The sequence below is a fragment of the Actinomadura syzygii genome (assembly GCF_008085905.1).
GTDB lineage: Bacteria > Actinomycetota > Actinomycetes > Streptosporangiales > Streptosporangiaceae > Spirillospora > Spirillospora syzygii.
On record NZ_VSFF01000001.1, the window covers coordinates 549,463 to 569,011 of the forward strand.

The 19,549-nt window shown below is 71.7% G+C and carries 16 protein-coding genes; 8 read left to right on the forward strand and 8 right to left on the reverse strand.

The genetic code is table 11. From position 1 onward, the window contains the following. Window positions 1-63 precede the first annotated feature (63 nt). From FXF65_RS02740 to FXF65_RS02765, 5 genes are all read left to right on the forward strand, one after another. Entirely contained in the window at window positions 64-2,073 is a 2,010-nt protein-coding gene (locus tag FXF65_RS02740; protein WP_148348055.1) for a sensor histidine kinase, read from the forward strand. Window positions 2,074-2,360: 287 nt separating this feature from the next. Continuing rightward, on the forward strand, window positions 2,361-4,670 hold the full coding sequence (locus tag FXF65_RS02750; protein WP_148348057.1) for an HAD-IB family hydrolase: 2,310 nt from the start codon (window positions 2,361-2,363) through the stop codon (window positions 4,668-4,670). After that, window positions 4,667-6,013 carry a zinc-dependent alcohol dehydrogenase gene (locus tag FXF65_RS02755; protein ID WP_148348058.1) on the forward strand — a complete coding sequence of 449 codons (1,347 nt, stop codon included), beginning with the start codon at window positions 4,667-4,669 and terminating at the stop codon, window positions 6,011-6,013. The genes FXF65_RS02750 and FXF65_RS02755 overlap by 4 nt, the downstream gene beginning before the upstream one ends. Then, window positions 6,010-7,587 (forward strand): NPN-dependent hydroxyacid isomerase, LarAH14/15/16 family, encoded by a 1,578-nt coding sequence (gene larAH / locus FXF65_RS02760; protein ID WP_187412048.1) that lies wholly within the window; start codon window positions 6,010-6,012, stop codon window positions 7,585-7,587. Before FXF65_RS02755 ends, larAH begins: the two co-directional genes overlap by 4 nt. Before the next feature lie 23 nt (window positions 7,588-7,610). Continuing rightward, window positions 7,611-8,519, forward strand: coding sequence for a lysophospholipid acyltransferase family protein (locus tag FXF65_RS02765; protein ID WP_148348059.1), 909 nt, complete (start codon window positions 7,611-7,613; stop codon window positions 8,517-8,519). A 198-nt stretch (window positions 8,520-8,717) separates the two neighbouring features. Here FXF65_RS02765 and larC read toward each other — a convergent pair whose 3' ends face one another. The 5 genes from larC to FXF65_RS02795 all read right to left on the reverse strand — a co-directional run bounded on the left by larC (window position 8,718) and on the right by FXF65_RS02795 (window position 12,638). Further along, entirely contained in the window at window positions 8,718-9,530 is an 813-nt protein-coding gene (larC, locus tag FXF65_RS02770) for a nickel pincer cofactor biosynthesis protein LarC (RefSeq protein WP_148348060.1), read from the reverse strand. Continuing rightward, complete coding sequence (larB, locus tag FXF65_RS02775; RefSeq protein WP_148348061.1) at window positions 9,527-10,135, reverse strand: nickel pincer cofactor biosynthesis protein LarB; 609 nt, start codon at window positions 10,133-10,135, stop codon at window positions 9,527-9,529. The genes larC and larB overlap by 4 nt, the downstream gene beginning before the upstream one ends. Further along, window positions 10,132-10,842, reverse strand: coding sequence for an AIR carboxylase family protein (locus tag FXF65_RS43450; RefSeq protein ID WP_187412049.1), 711 nt, complete (start codon window positions 10,840-10,842; stop codon window positions 10,132-10,134). Before FXF65_RS43450 ends, larB begins: the two co-directional genes overlap by 4 nt. A gap of 53 nt (window positions 10,843-10,895) precedes the next feature. Further along, window positions 10,896-11,849, reverse strand: coding sequence for an ATP-dependent sacrificial sulfur transferase LarE (larE, locus tag FXF65_RS02790; RefSeq protein ID WP_148348063.1), 954 nt, complete (start codon window positions 11,847-11,849; stop codon window positions 10,896-10,898). A 189-nt stretch (window positions 11,850-12,038) separates the two neighbouring features. Continuing rightward, complete coding sequence (locus tag FXF65_RS02795; RefSeq protein ID WP_148348064.1) at window positions 12,039-12,638, reverse strand: superoxide dismutase; 600 nt, start codon at window positions 12,636-12,638, stop codon at window positions 12,039-12,041. A gap of 133 nt (window positions 12,639-12,771) precedes the next feature. On the opposite strand from FXF65_RS02795, the gene FXF65_RS02800 reads away from it, so the two are divergent. Next, on the forward strand, window positions 12,772-13,407 hold the full coding sequence (locus tag FXF65_RS02800) for a hypothetical protein (RefSeq protein WP_148348065.1): 636 nt from the start codon (window positions 12,772-12,774) through the stop codon (window positions 13,405-13,407). Between the two features lie 55 nt (window positions 13,408-13,462). On the opposite strand, the gene FXF65_RS02805 is transcribed toward FXF65_RS02800, so the two are convergent. Further along, entirely contained in the window at window positions 13,463-13,888 is a 426-nt protein-coding gene (locus tag FXF65_RS02805; RefSeq protein WP_246198345.1) for a GNAT family N-acetyltransferase, read from the reverse strand. A gap of 651 nt (window positions 13,889-14,539) precedes the next feature. Between FXF65_RS02805 and FXF65_RS02810 the strand changes: the two genes are divergently transcribed. Further along, complete coding sequence (locus FXF65_RS02810; RefSeq protein ID WP_187412050.1) at window positions 14,540-16,600, forward strand: vWA domain-containing protein; 2,061 nt, start codon at window positions 14,540-14,542, stop codon at window positions 16,598-16,600. Further along, window positions 16,597-17,940: an extracellular solute-binding protein gene (locus tag FXF65_RS02815; protein WP_187412051.1), complete on the forward strand. Its 1,344-nt coding sequence runs from the start codon at window positions 16,597-16,599 to the stop codon at window positions 17,938-17,940. The genes FXF65_RS02810 and FXF65_RS02815 overlap by 4 nt, the downstream gene beginning before the upstream one ends. 39 nt (window positions 17,941-17,979) lie before the next feature. On the opposite strand, the gene FXF65_RS43455 is transcribed toward FXF65_RS02815, so the two are convergent. Together FXF65_RS43455 and FXF65_RS02820 are read right to left on the reverse strand one after the other, a co-directional pair. Continuing rightward, on the reverse strand, window positions 17,980-18,129 hold the full coding sequence (locus FXF65_RS43455; RefSeq protein ID WP_187412052.1) for a hypothetical protein: 150 nt from the start codon (window positions 18,127-18,129) through the stop codon (window positions 17,980-17,982). Between the two features lie 96 nt (window positions 18,130-18,225). After that, window positions 18,226-19,443, reverse strand: coding sequence for an MFS transporter (locus FXF65_RS02820; protein ID WP_148348069.1), 1,218 nt, complete (start codon window positions 19,441-19,443; stop codon window positions 18,226-18,228). Window positions 19,444-19,549 lie beyond the last annotated feature (106 nt).

A 19,549-nucleotide genomic window follows, 5' to 3' on the forward strand; every position in this document is an offset into this window, starting at 1 on the left:
CCACAAAAAAATATTCGCCCGCTTATTTCCCTTGATCGAGCGGTCCCGTCGTTTAATCATCCGATGGGACGGCGTTGGGGGGCCGGTGAGCGGAGCGTGACGAAGTCGGGACGGGACGAGCCGGCGGGGCCAGGGGGCCACGCGGGCAGGACTCCCCTGTTCGCGCGCACCATCACCGGGATGTACCTCGTCCTGATGTTGCAGACGCGGGTCGTGAAGCAGGCGGAGACCGGGCCGACGCACATGCTGCTGTCCGCGACCCTCGTGATCACGGGGATCTTCGGCGTGCAGTGGCTGCTCGTCCTGTACGGGCCCCGGTCGCAGCAGCCGCGCCGGTGGGTCATCTGGACGCACCTCTCGGTGCAGACGGCGCTGGCGCTGCTGCCGCTGCTGGTGTTCGGCAACGACTGGTATCCGGTCGCGGGCGGGTTCCTCGCCGGATCGATGCTGCTTCTGCTGCGGCCACCGCTGTCGTGGTTCATGGTGGGGCTGGTCGCCGCCGCCGAGGGCCTGCTCCGCTACTACCAGGGCTGGACGGCCCGCGACGTGTCGTTCTGCATGGTGACGACCGTGAACGTCGGCGTCTCGATGTACGCGATCACGCGGCTGTCGGGGTTCGTCCGGGAGCTGCACGCGACGCGGGAGCGCTTCGCGGCGGCCGCGGCGGCGCGCGAGCGGCTGGAGGCGGCGGGCAGCCTGCGGGCCGTGCTCGGCGCCGCGCTCGTCAAGATCGAGGAGGTGAGCCGCCGCGCCCGCGACCGGCTCCAGACCGACGCGGCCGGAGCCCGCTCCGACCTTGACGAGGTGGCGCGCACCGCGCGGCGGGCGGCGACGGACGTCCGGTCGATCGTCGGGGCGCTGCAGGGGCCGTCCGCGCGGCGGCAGCGTCCGGGACGAGTGACGCAGTCGCGCCTCGCCTGGACGATCCTCATGTTCCTCACCCTCGGCCTCGCCTGGCAGCAGGTCGTCAACGTGTACGCGGAGACCGGCGGGTCGTGGCCCGCGACCGGCGCGGCCGTCGCGGTCGCGGCGGTGATCACCGTGCTCCAGCTCCGGCACTCCTCGACCGTGCTGCGCGGGCACCGGCCGCGCGGCGGGGCGTGGACGCTCCTCGCGCAGGCGCTCCTGGTGTTCGTCCCGTACGCGGCGTTCGGCAAGGAATGGGCGACGATGGCGTGCCTGGCGTCCGGGTCGGTGCTGCTCGTGTCGCGCGGGCGGCGCGCGTGGATCCTGTTCTCGCTGACGATCCTCGGGTGGTGCCTGCCCGCCCTGTGGGCCTCCTACGGGACGCTCTCCTACCTCTACACGTGCGCGATCTCCGTGCAGATCGGCGTGGTCGTGTACGCGCTGTACCGGCTGCCGATGCTCGCCCGCGAGGTCGACGTCGCCCGCGAGCGGCTCGCCCGGATGGCGGCGCTGCACGAGCGGCTCCGCATCTCCCGCGACGTCCACGATCTGCTGGGCCTCGGGCTGTCGACCATCACGGTGAAGGCGGAGCTGGCGCGGCGGCTGGTGACGGCCGACCCGTCCCGCGCCGCGAACGAGATCGGCGAGCTGGCGGACCTTGCCGAGCGGTCCCGCGCGGACGCCCGCGCCGTCGCCGAGCAGGATCGGTCGCTCTCCCTGCGGGACGAGGCCGTCTCCGCGCGGGCCGCGCTCTCCGCCGCGGGTGCGGAGGTCCACGTCCACCTGCCGGACGCGGCCGACCTGCCGCCGTCGTCCCCGGTGGACGGGGTGCTCGCCGCGGTACTGCGCGAATCCGTCACGAACGTCCTGCGGCACGCGCACCCCGAGCACTGCGGCGTGACGGTCGCCGTCGACGCGGGCGTGGTGCGGCTCACGGTCCGCAACGACGGCGTCATCCCGCCGTCCTACACCGGCTCCGACCCGGGCACCGGGAAGGGCCTGTCGAACCTCACCGCGCGGACCGGCGCGCTCGGCGGCTCGCTGTCCGCCGGGACGGACGGCAAGGGCGGTTTCACCCTCGTCGCGGAAGTGCCGTTCAGCGCCGCGGGGAGCACGACGGAAGAGGCCCGTCACATGACGGATTCGCCGCTCCCCTTCCGTGCCTAGCGTTCCGGGCATGACGCAGGACTTCGACCTTGACCGCCCCGTGCCCTCCTCCGGACGGTCGACGCCCTCTCCCGGACGGTCGACGCCCTCCTCCGGACGGTCGACGCCCTCCTCCGGGACGGTCGACCAACCGTGATGGGCGACGACCCGATGCCGTGCGACACCCTGCGTCGCATCCTCAGCGACGCGCGGCGCCGGTCGCCGGAGCGCGTGCCGCGCCACCGCATACCGCAGATGGCCTCCGACTGGGCGTCGGCCCACGCCGGCGTACACAGGGAGCGTGCCGCATGACTGACGGCCTCGCTGGACGAACCGTTCTGCTCACCGGGGTCACGGGGTTCATCGGGCAGGCTCTGCTGGAACGCGTCCTGTCCGGGCATCCGGACACCCGCGTCGTCGCGGTGCTGCGCGAACGTCCCGGCATGACCGCCGAGCAGCGTTTGGACGAGCTGATCGACAAGCCGGTGTTCTGGTCCTGGCGGGAGCGGGTCGGGGACGACGCGGCGCGGGCGACCGTCCGCGAGCGGGTGCGGGTCGTCACCGCCGACCTCACCGACTCCGTCCCCGAACTGCCGGACGACATCGACGTCGTCATCCACGGCGCGTCGATCGTGTCGTTCGACCCGCCGATCGACGACGCGTTCCGCACCAACGTCGTCGGGACGGTCGACCTGTACGACGCCGTCCGGCGGGCCGGGGAGCGGGGCGGCAAGAAGCCGCACATCGTGCACGTGTCCACCGCGTACGTCGCGGGCTCCAAGAAGGGGATCGTCGCGGAGACGTCCCTCCAGCACGACATCGACTGGACGACGGAGCTGGAGTGCGCGGTCGAGGCGCGGCGCGCCGTGGAGCGCGACTCGCGGCGTCCCGAGGTCCTCGGACGGCTGCGCGCCGCCGCGCTGAAGGAGCAGGGCAAGGCGGGCCCGACCGCCGTCGCCGCCGACACCGAGCAGCGCCGCCGCAAGGAGGTCGACGAGCGCCTCATCGCCTACGGCCGGGAGCGCGCCCGCAGCCTCGGCTGGCCGGACGTCTACACGCTCACCAAGGCGCTCGGCGAGCGCGCGGCGGAGCAGACGGCGCACGACGTGCCGCTGTCGATCGTCCGCCCGGCGATCGTGGAGAGCAGCCTGCGGCACCCGTACCCGGGCTGGATCGACGGGTTCAAGATGGCGGACCCGCTGATCCTCGCCTACGGGCAGGGCATGCTCCGGGCGCTCGCCGGGATCCCGGACGGCATCGTCGACATCATCCCCGTCGACCTGGTCGTGAACGCGCTGCTCGCCGCCGCGGCCACGCCGCCCGAGCCGGGCAGCCCCGCCTACTACCACGTGGGGTCCGGGGCGCGGAACCCGCTGACGCTGCAGCGGCTCATCGAGCTGGTGCAGGAGTACTTCGACGAGCACCCGCTGCCCGGCACGGACGGCCGCGGCGCGATCCGCCCGCGCGATGTGACGCTGCTCAGCGAGGGCCGCGCCGACAAGATGCTCGGCACCGCCGAGCGCGCCATGGACTTCGCCGAGAAGGCCCTGCTGATGCTGCCGAGCGGGGACCGCACCCGCGGCTGGCAGCGCAACCTCTACAAGCAGGGCCGCGAGGTGCGGATGCTGCGCCGCTACCGCGACCTGTACGGCGCGTACGGCGCCGCCGAGGTCGTCTACGCCGACTCCGCCACCCTCGCGCTCGACGCCTCGCTGCCGGACGACGCGGGCTGCGACTCCGCCGTCATCGACTGGGCGTACTACCTCCGCGACGTGCACTGCGCCGCGGTCACGGCCGCGTTCCGGGGGGTGCCGCCGCCCGTCCGGGAGCCGAAGCCCATCCTGACGGCGGGACGTCCGGCGCCGCCGCCGATCGTGTTCGAGGAGCGCGCCGACGTCGCGGCCGTCTTCGACCTGGACGGGACGATCGTCGCGTCCGACGTCGTCGAGGCGCACCTGTGGGCGCGGCTGCTCGACGCCCCGCTGAAGGCGTGGCCGCAGACGATGCTGCCCGTCCTGCGGAGCGTGCCCCGCTACCTGCGCACCGAGCACCGCGACCGGGGCGAGTTCCTGCGCGAGTTCGTCCAGCGGTACGAGGGCGCGAACGAGGCGGAGCTGCGCAGGCTCGCGCAGGAGCGGCTGTCGGACGTGCTGCTCCGCCGGGCGTGGCCGCAGGCGATCCGGCGGATCCGGCGGCACCGCGCGGCCGGGCACCGGACCGTCCTGCTCACCGGCGCCGTGGACGTGTTCGTCGAGCCGCTCCGCACGCTGTTCGACGACGTCCTCGCCGCCCGGCTCCGGGTCGTCGACGGACGCTGCACCGGCACCTTCGAGCAGCCGCCGCTGATCGGCGAGGCCCGCGCCGCGTGGGTGCGCGCCTGGGCGCAGAAGGAGGGCATCGACCTCGCCGGGAGCTGGGCGTACGGTGACCACTACTCCGACCGTCCCGTGCTGGAGCAGGTCGGGCATCCCGTCGCCGTGAACCCGGACGCCCGCCTGTACCGGCACGCCAAACGGCAACGCTGGTCGATCGCCGACTGGGACGGCGACTCCGGCGCCGTCACGACCCTCCTCGACGCGGCCCTCGCGGGGGCCTCCCAGAAGGGCGGAGCCCGATGATCCTGGCGTTGGAGTATCACCGGTCGCCTGCGCGGTATCTGGCGGCGGCGCGGTTGCCGGGGCGGTTGCGGTCCGCGGCGGTGCCGTCGCTGGCGCCGCTGCGGCTGACGAACCGGCCCGTGCCGAGCATGCCGGGGCCCGGCTGGGTGCGGCTGCGGACGATCCTGTCCGGGATCTGCGGGTCGGACCTGGCGATGGCGGCGGGCAAGGTGTCCCCCTACCTGGGGCCGCTGACGTCGATGCCGTTCGTGCCGGGCCACGAGGTCCTCGCCGAGCTGATGGACGACGTCCGGATGGACGACGGGACCGACCTCCGCGCCGGGACGCGCGTCGTGATCGACCCGGTGCTGCCGTGCCGGGCGCGGGGCACGGGCCCCTGCCCGTCCTGCGCGAGCGGGCACGAGAACCGGTGCGACCACGTCAACGCCGGGCGGATCTCCGCCGGACTCCAGACGGGGTTCTGCGCCGACACGGGCGGCGGCTGGTCGGAGCGGCTCGTCGCGCACCGCAGCCAGCTGCACCGGGTGCCGGACGCGCTGCCGTCCGAGCGGGCCGTGCTGGCGGAGCCGCTGGCCTGCGCGGTCCGGTCGGTGCGCCGCATCGACGTGCCGCGCGGCACGTCGATCGTCGTGGTCGGCGCCGGGACGGTCGGGCTGCTGACCGTGCTCGCGCTGCGCGAGCTGACCCCGGCCGGGCCGATCACCGTGATCGCGAGGCATCCGGGGCAGCGGCGGCGCGCGATCGCGCTCGGCGCGACGGAGACGATCGCGCCGCAGGCCGCGCTGCGCGGGCTGCGCCGGATCACCGGCGGGTCGCTCGTCCGGCCGGAGCTCGGCCCCGGCTACCTGCTCGGCGGCGCGGACATCGTCGTCGAGTGCACCGGCGGCGAGGGGCTCGACACGGCGCTGCGGCTCGTCCGCGGCGGCGGGACGGTGCTGCTGTCCGGCATGCCGGGAAAGCCCGCCGACCTGACGCCCGCCTGGTTCCGCGAGCTGAACATCGTCGGCTCCTACGCGAGCCGCGGCGCGGACGACTTCGGCGCCGCGCTCGACCTCGCCTCGCACGACGCCCTCGCGGGCTTCGTCGACAGCGTCTACCCCCTCACCCGCTGGCGGGACGCGCTGTCGCACGCCCTGTCCGCCGGGCGCTCCGGCAGCGTCAAGATCGCCTTCGACCCGCGGAACGGCGACCGGTACGCGCAGAACGGCGACTCCGCCGAACCCGCTGCCCTCCCCGCCCACACCCGCTCTACCACCACCTCAGCCAGCACCACCACCTCAACCAGCGACACCGCCTCGACCGGTGACACCGACCATCTCGACCGCGAAGGAGCCGATGGATGAGCAGACCGGGACTCGTGCTGGAGGTGGACGAGCGGACGCCCCCGCTGCTGGTGCACGAGGGGGAGGGGTTCCGGCTGGAACGGTTCCCGCTCGGCACTCGGGTGATCTATCCCCCGGATTCGCTACCGGGCATCCGCGACGTGAACCGGCGGATCGAGGACGCGCTGCTCAACCCCCTCGGCAGCGAGCCGCTGCCGGAGCTGCTGCACTCGGGCATGCGGCTGACGATCGTGTTCGACGACCTGTCGCTGCCGCTCCCGCCGATGCAGGCGCCGGACGTCCGGCAGCGGGTCATCGAGCAGGTCCTGGAGATGGCCGCCAACGCCGGGGTGGACGACGTCGAGCTGCTCGCCGGGAACGCGCTGCACCGCCGGATGACCCCGGCGGAGATCAAGCACATCGTCGGCGAGCGGGTGTTCAACTCCTTCTGGCCGGACCGGCTCCGCAACCACGACGCCGAGGACCGCGACAACCTCACCTCGCTCGGCCAGACCCGGCACGGCGAGGACGTCGAGATCAACTCGCGGGCCGCGCAGAGCGACCTGATCGTGTACGTGAACATCACGCTGGTCGCGATGAGCGGCGGCGCGAAGTCCGTGTCGGTGGGGCTCGCGTCGTACAAGAGCCTGCGGCATCACCACAACGTCCACACGCTGCGGCATTCGCGGTCGTTCAACGATCCGCCGAACTCGGCGATGCACCACTCCTACGAGCGGATGCACTCGCTGCTGTCGGAGTCGGTGCGGGTGTTCCACATCGAGTGCACGGTCAACAACGACGTGTTCCCGTCGCCGTTCCAGTTCCTGAACAAGCGCGAATGGGAGTGGACGCTCAAGGACCAGGCGAAGTTCCTGGCCGGGAAGCGCGCCAACGACCTCGCGCCCGCCGGGGCGCGGCACCGCGTGTGGCAGAACATGCGCGCCCCCTACGGCGTGACGGGCGTGCACGCTGGGGCCACGGACCTCGTCCATGAGAAGACGCTCGGGAACGTCCACCGGCAGCAGCTCACCGAGGTGCAGGGCCAGTCGGACGTCCTCATGCTGGGGCTGCCGTACCTGTGCCCCTACAACGTCAACTCGGTGATGAACCCGATCCTCGTGTACAGCCTGGGGCTCGGCTACTACTTCAACATGTACAAGAACAAGCCGCTCGTCCGGGAGGGCGGCGCGCTCATCATGTACCACCCGATGAAGGCCGAGTTCCATCCGCTGCACCACCCCTCGTACATCGACTTCTACGAGGAGGTGCTGACGCAGACGATCGACCCGGCGACCATCGAGACGAAGTTCGAGGAGCAGTACGCGACCGACCCCTGGTACATCCACCTGTACCGGAACTCGTACGCCTACCACGGCGTCCACCCGTTCTACATGTGGTACTGGGGTGCGCACGCGCTGTCGCACCTGGGTGACGTCATCTGCGTGGGCGCGGACCGCCGGGTCGCGTCGCGGTTCGGGTTCCGCGCGGCGTCCACGCTTGCGGACGCGCTGGAGATGGCGGGCGAGACGGTCGGCCGCAGCCCGTCCCTCACCTACCTGCACACACCGCCGATGACACTGGCGGACGTCCGATGAGCGGCGGTGGGAAAGGCGGCCGGATGAAGCTCATCGAGGAGGTCCGGCTGCTGCGCCGCGGCCGCGACTGGCGCGGCCGCGCGCCCGCGCCGCGCTCGGCGCAGCCGTGGTCGGTGAGCCCGCCGCCGCGCGCGTTCCCGACCGACTGGGCGCGGACGCCGGCCGCCATCGCGGCCCGCAAGGTCGTGTTCGACGGCGTCCTGCGGACCCTCACGTGGAGCCAGACGCGCCCCGAGATCCACGGCGCCGACATCCTCGACGAGCTCCGCGGCCCGGTCGTGTTCGTCGCGAACCACGCGAGCCACCTGGACACGCCGCTGATCCTCGGGTCGCTGCCCGTCCGGCTGCGGCGGCGCGTCGCGGTCGCCGCGGCGGCGGACTACTTCTTCGACGCCCGCTGGCGCGCCGTCGCGACCGCGCTGACGTTCAACGCGTTCCCGATCGAACGGCGCGGCGCGGGCAACTCGCTCGACCTGGCGACGGAGCTGATCAAGGACGGCTGGAGCCTGCTCATCTACCCGGAGGGCACCCGCTCGACGGACGGCTTCGCGCGCCGGTTCCGGATGGGCGCGTCGCTGCTGTGCCGCGAGCTGGACGTCCCGGCCGTCCCGCTGGTGCTGCGCGGCACGTACCAGGCGATGCCGCGCGGCGGGTTCTGGCCGAAGAAGGGCCGCCCGGTGGTGTCGGTGCGCTACGGGCGTCCGCTCGTCCCCGGCGAGGACGAGTCGACCAGCGCGTTCAACGCCCGCCTTGAGGACGCGGTCGGCCGCCTGTGGGTCGAGCACGACGAGGGCTGGTGGGCGTCCCTGCACGCCACCGAACGCCGCCGCGCGCCGCGCGGCCCCGACGCCTCCGAATGGCGCCGCAAGTGGGAGGCCACGCGCCCGCAGGCCCCGTCCACCCGCCACAACCGCATCTGGCGCCGCAAGTAGGCGGGACCCGCTCACCGGGGGCTCAGCGCCGCCCCCGTCCCACCCCGCGAAACGTGGGCGCGCCGCCGACCAACGAAGCTCGGCGGCGCCCCGCCCAGTCCCCAGACCTGGGCGACTGGTCGCGGTCTTGAGCGTCTAGTCCCGGACTTGGCAGTCCAGCCACGGACTTTGGCGGCTGGTGCCGGTCCTGGGCGGTGGTCAGGTGGTTTCGCCGAGGACGACCTGGGTCACGTTCGGGAATTCGCCGAAGACCTTGGTCCCCGCGCCGAAGCCGTTGCCGGTGACGGTCATCGACGGCATCGCCCCGAACCGCGCGGCGAGGGTGACGAGCAGCGCGGCGCCGGTCGGAGTGGCCATCTCGGCTTCGACGTCGTGTCCCTGGATGGGCGCGCGGGCGCGGGCGACCAGTTCGACGACGGCGGGTCCCGGGTTGGGGATCAGGCCATGGCGGCAGCGGATGAAGCCGCGTCCGACGGGGATCGGCGCGGCCTGCACCTCGTCCACGCCGAGGGTTTCGAGGGCGGCGCAGGTTCCGACGATGTCGACGATGGCGTCATGCCCGCCGACCTCGTGGAAGTGGACGTCGTCCGGGGACGTCCCGTGCACCGCGCCCTCGGCCTCGGCGAGCGTCCGGAACACGGCGAGCGCGCGATCACGGACCCGGCCGGGCAGCGGCGCGGACCCGATGAGGTCCGCGATGACGGAATGGTTCCGTGCGACGGCGTCGTCCTCGACTCCGACGATCGCGCGGGTGGCCGCGATGCCGCGCCGCGACACCCGCTCGGTGTCGAGGGACCAGCCGGGAACGTCCAGCCCCTTCAACATGGCGCGAACCTCGCCGAGGTCGGCGCCCGCGTCGAGCAGCGAGCCGAGCGCCATGTCGCCCGCGATCCCGGCGAAACAGTGGAAATAGGCGATCCGCTTGGGCTGGGCGATCTGGTCGGGCTGGGCGATCTGCTGGTGCTGGGCGATCTGCTGGTGCTGGGCGATCTGGTCGGGCTGAGCGGTCATGTGAGCATCCTCCGGGCTAGTACCGCGGCTCCGAGGCCGTCGTCGATGCCGGTCACGGCGAGGCCCGGCGCGCCGGACGCGAGCAGCGCCGCGAGCGCGGCGAGGCCGCCGTCCGAACTGCCGTAGCCGACGCTGGTCGGCACCGCGATCACCGGACGGGACGTGAGCCGCGCCGTCACCGACGGCAGCGCGCCGTCCATGCCCGCCGCGACGATCAGGACCCGCGCCTGGTCGAGCCGCTCCCGGACGGCGAGCAGCCGGTGCAGCCCCGCCACGCCGACGTCCGCGGTCAGCGTCACCGACAGCCCGAACGCCGCCGCCGCCTGGAGCGCCTCCTCCGCGACGGGCAGGTCGGCCGTCCCCGCCGAGACCACGGCGACCGGGAAGGGCACGGGCGGACGCGGCCGCGTCAGCACCACGAGCCCGGACCGCGCGTGGAACACGGCGTCCGGCGCCGCCTCCCGAGCCGCCTCGAACCGCCCCGCCGAAGCCCGCCGCAGGAACGCGACCTCAGCGTCCCGGGCCAGCAACTCCTTGACCCGGTCACGCACCTGATCAGGCCCCAACCCGCCCGCCTCGGCGACGGCGACGATCGGACGACTCATGCCATCACCGCATCGGCGGCGCGGGGGGTGTTGATCATGTGGGCGGAGTAGCCGGCGCCGTAGCCGTTGTCGATGTTGACGGCGACCACGCCCGGCGAGCAGGAGTTCAGCGCGGACAGCAGGGCCGCCCGGCCCGGCAGGGCGCCGCCCGCCGATGTCGGAAGCGCGATGACCATGCGGTCCACCAGGCCGGACACGAGGGTGGGAAGGGCGCCGCCGGTGCCGTCCGCGACGACGAAGACGGCGGGCGCGTCCTGCTCGCCGAGTCCGAGCCCGAGTCCGAGCCCGAGCCAGCCGGGCAGGGCGGCGGGGTCGTGGACGGGCGCGTCGTAGCGACGCACGACCCGGCTCCCCATCGCCTCCGCGACGAGGGCGGCCTCCTCGGCGGCGGGCTCGTCCTCGGGACGCCCGCACACGACGTCCACCCGTCCGGTACCCGACCGGGCCGCCGGGGCGAGGACGGCCAGCCGGGCGCGCTCGTGCACGACCGTCCCGGGGAACGCGGCGCGCAGCGCGCCGAGCGTCTCGTCGGACGCCCGCGTCGCGAGCACGTTCTCCGCCCCCGACCCGACGAGGCTCCGCGCGATCGCGACGACCTCCGCGACGGTCTTCCCCTCGCAGTAGACGGCCTCGGGATGTCCCCGCCGCCGCCCCCGTCCGATATCGACCCGCGCGAACCCCAACTCCTCGACCGCATCAGCCGCCACCCCAGAGGTTGGGATTGGGTTGGTGGGGGTGGGATTGGTGGGGGTGGGGCTGGTCATGGGGTGGCCGTTCGGAGGCGGGGGAGGCCGAGGACGGCGTTGTGGCTGCCCTGGCGGTAGGGCTCCAGGTCCAGGGTGACGTAGCGGAAACCGGCGTCCTTGAGGAGGGCGACGATCTCGCTCGCGTGGGTCGCGGCGCGGGGGATGTCGGCGGCCTCCAGTTCGATGCGGGCGAGGTCGCCGCCCTGGTCGCGGACGCGGAAGCGGCCGCCGAAACCGGCGTGGCGGAGGGCGTCCTCGGCGTCCTCGACGCGGCGCAGCGCCTCCCGGGTGACCGTCACCCCGTAGGCGAGGCGGGACGACAGGCACGCCGACGCGGGCTTGTCGGACGTCGGCAGCCCGAGTTCGTGGGCGGCGCCGCGCACGTCGGCCTTGCTGAGCCCGGCGTCCACCATGGGGAACTTCGCGCCCATGCGGCGGGCGGCGGCCTGCCCCGGACGGTGGTCGCCGAGGTCGTCGGTGTTGACGCCGAGCAGGACGGGCCAGTCCCCCGCCTCCGCCGCGACCGCCGACAGCACCGAGACCAGCTCCTCCTTGCAGAACCGGCAGCGGTCGCCGCGGTTCACCGTGTAGCGCTCGTCGTCCAACTCCTGGGTCTGGACGACGCGGTACCGCAGCCCGAGCCGTTCGGCCTGCGCGCGGGCGTCGGCCAGCTCGGACCGCGCGAGGGACGGGGAGTCGGCCGTCACCGCGAGGGCCCGGTCGCCGAGCTCCTGGTGCGCGAGGTAGGCGAGCAGGGAGCTGTCCACGCCGCCCGAGTAGGCGACGACGGCCCCGGGCAGCGCGGCGAGCGCCTCGCGCAACGCTGCGACCTTGGACTGCGCCCCATCATCGGACTGTGCCAACCCACCAGACAGGGCCGCGTCCTGCGGTGCGTTCGCGTCCTGCCGTGCTCTCGCATCATGCAGGGCCTTCGCGTCCGGTGGTGGCGACACGGTGGCGTGAGCCATGCGTTCCTCCTTCGGCGTCGTCCTCCGGCTGGTGAGGCTAGACGCGGGGAGGGGCGCGGCGAATCCGTCATCCGACGGGCGACTTGGGCGCGGGTACGGCACGACGCCCTCCAGGCCGCAAGGAAAGGGTTCTGAGCACGATCCCGGCCTAGAGGGCGCCGTGGTCTATCGACCGCCCTTGATGGACGGTCAGCTTCGGGCGGAGTCGAAGCGGGTCTTGACGTCCGTCCAGTTGACGAGCGACCAGAGCTTCTCGACATAGTCCGGACGGACGTTGCGGTACTGCAAGTAGTAGGCGTGCTCCCAGGCGTCGAAGACGAGCAGCGGTGTGGTGTTCATGCCGACGTTGCCGTGGTGGTCGTAGACCTGTTCCACGACAAGGCGCTTGCTCAAGGGCTCCCAGGCCAGCACTCCCCAGCCCGACCCTTGCACGGTGGACGTCGCCGTCGTGAGCTGCTTGCGGAAGGCGTCGAACGACCCGAAATGCTCGTCGATGGCTGCGGACAACTCGCCGTCGGGACGGTCCCCGCCGTCCGGCGAGAGGTTGTCCCAGAAGATCGAGTGCAGGACGTGCCCGGACAGGTTGAACGCGAACGTCTTCTCCAGACCGACCAGCCCGCCGTACTGCTCCTTGTCGCGCGCCTCGGCCAGCCGCTCCAGCGTGTCGTTCGCGCCCTTGACGTAGGCGGCGTGGTGCTTGGAGTGGTGCAGCTCAAGGATCTCGCCCGTGATGGCGGGCTCCAGGGCGGCGTAGTCGTACGGCAGGTCGGGAAGCGTGTAGTCAGCCATACGGCCACTATTGCAAATGAGTTGCAGGTGCGTCCAGCTAGCAGCAGGCGTGGCGGACGGTGGGGGTAGGTCTACCGCGAGACGCTCCCCACGCCCACCGACCGGAGGACCGGGACGCACCACCATCAATGGCATGAACGAAATCGTCGCCCGGCGTTTCACCGCGATCGCGGGAATCGCCTTCTCCGCCGCCCTGATCGTCGAGGTCCCGCTCTATTTCGTGTACTCGGACGAGCCGCCGCAGTCCAATGTGCTGACCCGCCTCCTGTTCGGGATCCTCGGCCTCGGGTTCCTGCTCGTGTTCGTCTCCGGCCTCCGGGACCTCATCAAGAAGGTGAACCCGGAGTGCGAATGGGTCGCCAATCTTCTTTCGTCCGCTGGGTTGGCCTATGTGGTCGTCACGCTCGTGTCGAGCGGGCTTGAGGCGGGGGCCGTCATCGCGTCCGACAAGCCGATCGACCCGACCATCACGGTCACCGGCACCTACATCCTCTACGGCACGATCGGACGCATGCTGCTGGCGATATTCCTCGGCGCGACGGCGTACGCGATCGCACGGACGCGGCTTCTCCCGTCCTGGACGGTCAAGGGGACCTATGCGCTCGCGGGCATCAATCTCGCGTTCGTCCCGTCCCTGTTCTTCGGTAACACGCCCGCGCATTTCTACGCCGCCAACGGCTGGGGGACCACGGCCATGATGGGCGCGATCCTCAGCTACTGGCTGCTGGCGGTGAGCATCGTGCTGCTCCGGAGCGCCCGGACGCGGTGAACCGTCCGTCTTCTAGAGGTCCGAGCCGCATGGTGCGGCTCGGACCAGGGTTTTCTCAGCATTCGAACCGGATCCAGACGTCGGGCGGCAGGTCGTCGCGGCCGGGTACGGGGCGCTTTTCCTCTGTCCAGGCGTCCCCGGAGACGTCGGCGGCGAGACGGCGCCAGAAACGGGCGGCGGGCACGTTGTCGTCCTGGAAGGCGATCTCCCAGGGGCCGGGATGCCGGGCGAGCACCTCGCGGGCGGCGCTCAACCCGACCCCGGCCCGCCGCGCGCCGCGCACGATGAAGAATTCGCTCAGCACGCGGACGCTGCCGCTCAGCCCGCGAACCAGCGCCATTCCGACCGGGCTTTCCCCGCCCGTCACGAGATAGGGCGACCAGTCGGGATCACGGAAGGACGCGCGGAGCCGGTCGTCGCGGAACCCGCCGCCGGAGTCGGGCAGCACGGAACGGAACTCGGACAGGTCATGCCGGAACATCAACCAAAGCCGCTCCATGACAAGGCGGTCTGCCGCGTTCGCGCGGCGCACGGACATCGCAGGCATAGCGGTTCCCCTCGTGCATTCGGAGTGAGGTACGAGAACGCAAAAAAGCCTTCCGCACAGACGCGGAAGGCTCCTTGTTTCCCGTCATTCTACCAAGCCGCCGCTCGATGTCGTGGGCGAGCGCCGGGGCTTCGCGCGGGGGCGTTCTCTTCGGTTCTCCTTGGTCCGCGCCGCAGGCGGCGAATTTGGACGTTCCACGGTCCTGTCTCTCCGCCGACGGCTCAATGATCACCGCAGGTCGGGGCGAGTGGCGCGGCCGGTTGCGGTCCGGGGTTGGACGGGGACGGGGGAATCGGCGCTTTCGCTTATATGGTTGAGCGAATCCTTGGCGTCACGGGTTAAGGCGCGTGAATATCGGAACTATCGGTGGCGAGGGACGGCGACCGGGTCGGTCGGTTCCGTTGCCAGATAGTGCGAACGTCCTGCACAATCGGCTCCCACAGATGCGCGAAGGGGTGCGGCCTCCGACGTTCGCGAGCTGTGCCGCACGACTCTTTTGTGCCGAAGTAACGGGCGGCACGCCGATTGGGGAACACGCCGATCGGGGAATCCGCGCAGCGCCGCATCCGCGTGATGGGAGTGGGCATGGCCGTGGACGCCCCGGGAGGCCCCGACGGCGGCAAAGCGCGCCGTGAGCGGCTGTTCGGCTGGCTCGGGTGGGTCGGCGGGACGGGCGGCATCGCCGCCGCCCTTGGAGCCGACCTTTCCTTCCGGAACCGGCTGCTTCTCTTCATCGGCGTTCTGGTCGCCGTCCCGCTCGTCATGACGCTCGGCCTCACCTTGCGCGACCGGGTGCCGAAGCGCGATCTCCCGAGGGCGTTCCTCAGGCGATTAGGCCGCATCTGCGCGCTGCTGCTGCACCAGTCGGCCCGCGCGATTCCGGCGATCCTGGCCACGGTGCTCGTCTGGACGGCGGTGCACTGGTCTTTCGTCACGAATGGGGCCTCCGGGAAGTCCTGCGAACCCGCCGATGTGCGAGTCACCGTCTCGCCGGAAAGCCTGACCGCGTTGAAGGCGGCGGCGCATCGGTACGTGGAGGACAAGTCCGGGGACGGGTGCCGCAAGGCCACGATCACGATGACGGCCAATTCCTCGATCTCCGATCTGCGCGAGGGATTCGCCAACGGCTGGCTGGAGCCGGGCGTGGAGGGGGACACGTCCGAGCGTGTGCCGATGCTCGGCCCGCGTCCCGACCTTTGGATCCCGCAGACGACGCTCGCCGCGAAGGACGTCATCGCTCACCTGGACGAGGCGCAGGGCGATGGGCAGGGTGACGGGCTCCGTGAAAAGGCACTTCTCGACTTGGACGAGAAGAAGACCGCCGGGACTTCTCCCATGGTCGTGGCCTCTCTCAGTGACGCTTATCGGGGCAGCGGTTCGACCGGTCCGGAGGGTCTTCAGTCCGTCCTCAACCGGCTCCGCCAGCAGGGCGTTCTGGATCCGCTCGCGCGGGCACTGCCCGACACCTCCGAATCCGCGTTGGCGGCCACGCCCGCCCTTTATCAGGCATTGGCGTCCGGCGACGGGGCGGCGGAACGGTTCCTCAACAAGGACCGCCTGGTCCCCGGCGACGCGACCGCGCTGCTGTGCCGGTTCCGGGAGCAGTCGAGCGCGCCTCCCGGCGGGATCGCCGTGGTCGTGCCCGAGAACACGCTGGCCGACTACGCGCGGAACAAGGAACTGGGAACGGCCTGCCCGCCTCTCGCTAACGCGGCCGCGGCGAAGCGGCTCGTCCCGTATTACACCGAGGAGTTACCCGTCTTGGACCACCCCATCGTCCAAGTGCGCTGGCCGGGCGAGGACAGCGAGAAACGGCGGGCGGCGATCAGCGAATTCCGTGACTGGCTCGCGTCGCATCCGCCGACCGAGGAGGGCTTCCGCGACGCGAACGGGTCGGCGCCGACCGGGCCCAAGACGGCGCTCGGGGTGCTGACGGATCCCACGCGCAACAACGCGGTTCCGCCGAGAATGCCGCCGCACGAAGGGCTGAAAGGCGCCAAAGGATGCGTCGAGTCGCTGAAAGCGGCCCGTGCATGTTATGAGGCGGCCCGTCCCAACGCCGTTCTGACATTGGCGTTCGACATCTCGGGTTCGATGGGGCAGACGGCGAAGCCCGCGCTTCCACGCGCGCAGGACATCGCGCAGCGCATCGTCGCCGCCGCCCGGACGCGCGACCAGATCAGATGGGCGACGTTCTCCAGCCCGGCGCCGGTGGCGTTCGAGCAGCCCGTGACCATCGCCACCGGTCCGAAGCAGCAGGAGCAGAAGAACGCTCTGCAGGCGGGCATCCGGAAGATCACACTCCGCGGCGGGGACCGGGCGCTCGCCGACGCCGTCGACTCGATGCGGGGCACGCTGCGACCCGGCGTCCAGCATCTGGTGGTGCTGACGGACGGGCAGACGGCGCGCACCAACGCGGGTGCGCGGTACTCGCCGGGCAAGCTCGCGGAGCGGCTCCGCGGCGACAAGGCACAGTCCGACCTGCGGGTCCTCGTCGTTTCCGTGGGGCCGGACGGATGCTCGGCCGGGCCCGCCAAGGCGATCGGCGACGCGGTCGGCGAGCCGTGCATCGACGGATCGGCGGGCACCGCGGCCGACGCGGCAGGCAAGATCATCTCCAGCGTCATCGAGAGCACGCCGTCATGACGATCAGCAGGCGCACGCTCGCCGTCGCCGTCGCGTCCCTGGTGGCGGTCGCGCCGACGTGGCTCGTCATGGACCGGGTGGCGGGCGTGCGCTCCGCCGAGCCCGGTCTCGGCTGCGGTGAGCACAACGGCCTCGTCATCGGTGTGGACAGCGACGTCAGCCTCGGCTTCCAGCGGCGGGGCCTGCTGAAGCTCTGGAACCAGTGGCACGGCTCCAAGGTCACGCTGATGGAGGTCGGGCTGAAGGTCGACCAGCAGCGGAGCCAGCTCGCGGCCGCGGCGCAAGCGCGGAGCTGCCTCTACGACGTCCTGATCCTCGACACCCCCGGAACGGCGGAGTTCGCCGAGGGCGGCCACCTCGAACCGATCAAATCGACGTGGATGGAAGACCCGGACGACTTCTTCGATCCTCCCCGAGAGTCGGGCAAATGGCAGGGCAAGCAGTACGCGGTTCCCTGGACGACCGATGCGGGATTGCTCTACGTCAAGGGGAAAGGAAAGGCCGTTCCCGGCAGTTGGGAGGCGCTGGTTAACGCGGGCTATGCCACACAGCTCGTCGATTACGAGGGCCTGACCGTCAATGCCCTGGACGCGGTATGGAACAGGAACGAGCAGCAACGGCGTCCCCCGGTGCTGATGGGCACCGACACGAAGGTCACCGTCGATGACGCCCGCGAGAGCATCCTCCCCGGCCTGCGCGACCTCAAGGCCGGGCTGGAGCACCAGCGGGCCCGGGCCGGCGCCGGGGGAATGGCCAAGGACCCCCGGACCTCGGACGAGCTGGACAGCATCGAGATGTTCGCGCAGGCTCCGGACGGGACCGTCATGCGCAACTGGCCCTTCGTCTTCCGCTCCCTCTTCGCCGATCCCCGGGTCCGCGACAGGTTCGAGGTCAGTCGGCTCCCGGCGCCGGGCCTGAGCGTGCTCGGCGGGCAGAACCTCGCCGTCTCCGCCTACTCACGGCACAAGGAGGAGGCCGGGGAACTCGTCTATTTCCTCACCGGCAAGACGTCGGAGAACCGGCTCTTCGTCTGCGGCGGATATCCGCCGACGCGGAAGTCGGCCCTGAACGACAACCCGTGCCAGGAGCAGGGCGCCCGGCTCGAACCGGAGGAGCAACCGACGCCCGAGCGGCGGAACAAGTTCATCGTCGAGTTGAAGGCGGCGATGGAAAAGGCGCATCCCCGGCCGATCACGCCGCACTACAGCCAGTTCAGCGAGACCTTCCGCGGATGCGCCGACGCCGTTCTCGACAGCGGTCCCGACGCCCCCGAGCCCTCACCGGAAAAGCTCGCCGAGGCCCTCAACGCCAGCCTCCGCGGCGAGCACGGCAGCTGCTGAGTTCGGCTAGTTGCTGAACACAGCAGCCGCTGGACTGGGTCAGTGGCGGCCGCCGCGGAAGCGGGCCAGGAGGCGGCGGGCCTTGGCCTGGTTGCGCGGGTCCCGGGCGAGACGTTCCGCCCTGGCCCGCGCCTTCTGTCCTTGCGGGCTGCGCATGAATCGCTTGATCCGGTCGATGACGGAAGCCATTTCTTCCTCCTCGGCCTTGGCTTGACGGTTCAACGTCTGCCCACTCAGGAAAGTTCGGAACATCCGCCCCGTCCCGCCCGCCGCGCCCGGAGGCCCTCAGCGCGCTCCGGCCCTCCGCGTGCTTTGGACGGCGGCCAAGGTCAGCACGGTCAGGACGGCGGCGAACCACAGGACGGCCTTGGTGGACGCGCCGTTCACCACGAAACCGCCGAACAGCGCGCCGAGCGCGATGGCCAGGTTGAACACGACCGTGTTGAGGGCCGTCGCGGGTTCGGCGTGGTCGGGCGCGGCCTTGAAGATCCACATCTGGACGCCGACCGGGACGCTCCCGAACGACAGCCCCCACAGGACCAGGAGGGCGGTCCCGGTGACGGCGGTCCCGCCGAGCAGTGGGAACAGCGCCAGGACGGCGGTGAGCAGCGCGGCGACCACGGCGACGGTGGCCCGCACGTTGCGTCCGGCGGCGGCTCCGGCGACGAACGTCCCGACGATCCCGGCGGCGCCGAACACGAGCAGCAGCGGGCCGATCAGGTCCTCGTCGACGCCGGAGATGTCCCGGAGGATGGGGCTGACGAACGTGTACGCCGCCATATGCCCGCTGACCAGCAGGAACGTCGACATCGTGGCGGCCCGGACGAACCGGTCGCCGAACAGCGAGAGCAGCGCGCCGAGCCGGATGGAGCCGGTGGCGGGGATGCCGGGCAGCAGCACGAACAGCGCGGCGACGGCCAGCAGCCCCAGCCCGGCCAGGGTGAGGAACGCGATGCGCCAGTCGGTGAGCCCGCCGATCAGCGTCCCGGCGGGGACGCCGAGGACGTTCGCGGCGGTCGCCCCGCCGAAGGCGATCGACGTGGCGCGCGGAACGTGGCTCTCCGGGACGAGCCGGACGGCGATCCCCGCCGCCAGCGCCCAGAACCCGCCGATGCTGACCCCGACCAGGAAGCGCGACGCCAGCAGAACCGGGAAGTCGGGCGCCAGGAACGACAGCGCGTTCGCCACCACCATCAGGCTGATCAGCGCGAGCAGGACGGTGCGGCGGTCCGCCCGTCCGATCACGACCGGGACCAGCAGCGCCCCGGCGGACGCCACCAGCCCCGGCACGGTGATCATCAGGCCGGCGGTGCCCTCGGACACCCCGAGGTCGCCGCCGACGGAGGTCAGCAGGCCCACGGGCAGTTGCTCGGCCGTGACGACGAGGAACGTCCCGACCGCGACCGCCACCACGGCCAGCCACCGCCGGAGCGGCACCTGGTCGGCGGCGGCGGGCGCGGCGGACGCGGGTGATTCGATGCGGTTCACCGGACTCAGCTCCACGGATCATCATTGATAATCTCAACGTTAAGAGATTGTGTCACGCGAGCCTCATCGTCAAGTAGATGAACGTTGAGATATCCCTCACGTCCGGAGAACCAGGGCGGCG

Coding starts and splice junctions, on each gene's coding strand:
- FXF65_RS02795 (WP_148348064.1), bottom strand. CDS start 12,638: ATGGCTGACTACACGCTTCCCGACCTGCCGTACGACTACGCCGCCCTG.
- larAH (WP_187412048.1), top strand. CDS start 6,010: ATGAGCAGACCGGGACTCGTGCTGGAGGTGGACGAGCGGACGCCCCCG.
- FXF65_RS02740 (WP_148348055.1), top strand. CDS start 64: ATGGGACGGCGTTGGGGGGCCGGTGAGCGGAGCGTGACGAAGTCGGGA.
- FXF65_RS43455 (WP_187412052.1), bottom strand. CDS start 18,129: ATGGCTTCCGTCATCGACCGGATCAAGCGATTCATGCGCAGCCCGCAA.
- FXF65_RS02755 (WP_148348058.1), top strand. CDS start 4,667: ATGATCCTGGCGTTGGAGTATCACCGGTCGCCTGCGCGGTATCTGGCG.
- FXF65_RS02765 (WP_148348059.1), top strand. CDS start 7,611: ATGAAGCTCATCGAGGAGGTCCGGCTGCTGCGCCGCGGCCGCGACTGG.
- larC (WP_148348060.1), bottom strand. CDS start 9,530: ATGACCGCTCAGCCCGACCAGATCGCCCAGCACCAGCAGATCGCCCAG.
- FXF65_RS02800 (WP_148348065.1), top strand. CDS start 12,772: ATGAACGAAATCGTCGCCCGGCGTTTCACCGCGATCGCGGGAATCGCC.
- FXF65_RS02750 (WP_148348057.1), top strand. CDS start 2,361: ATGACTGACGGCCTCGCTGGACGAACCGTTCTGCTCACCGGGGTCACG.
- FXF65_RS02815 (WP_187412051.1), top strand. CDS start 16,597: ATGACGATCAGCAGGCGCACGCTCGCCGTCGCCGTCGCGTCCCTGGTG.
- larE (WP_148348063.1), bottom strand. CDS start 11,849: ATGGCTCACGCCACCGTGTCGCCACCACCGGACGCGAAGGCCCTGCAT.
- FXF65_RS02810 (WP_187412050.1), top strand. CDS start 14,540: ATGGCCGTGGACGCCCCGGGAGGCCCCGACGGCGGCAAAGCGCGCCGT.
- larB (WP_148348061.1), bottom strand. CDS start 10,135: ATGAGTCGTCCGATCGTCGCCGTCGCCGAGGCGGGCGGGTTGGGGCCT.
- FXF65_RS02805 (WP_246198345.1), bottom strand. CDS start 13,888: ATGTTCCGGCATGACCTGTCCGAGTTCCGTTCCGTGCTGCCCGACTCC.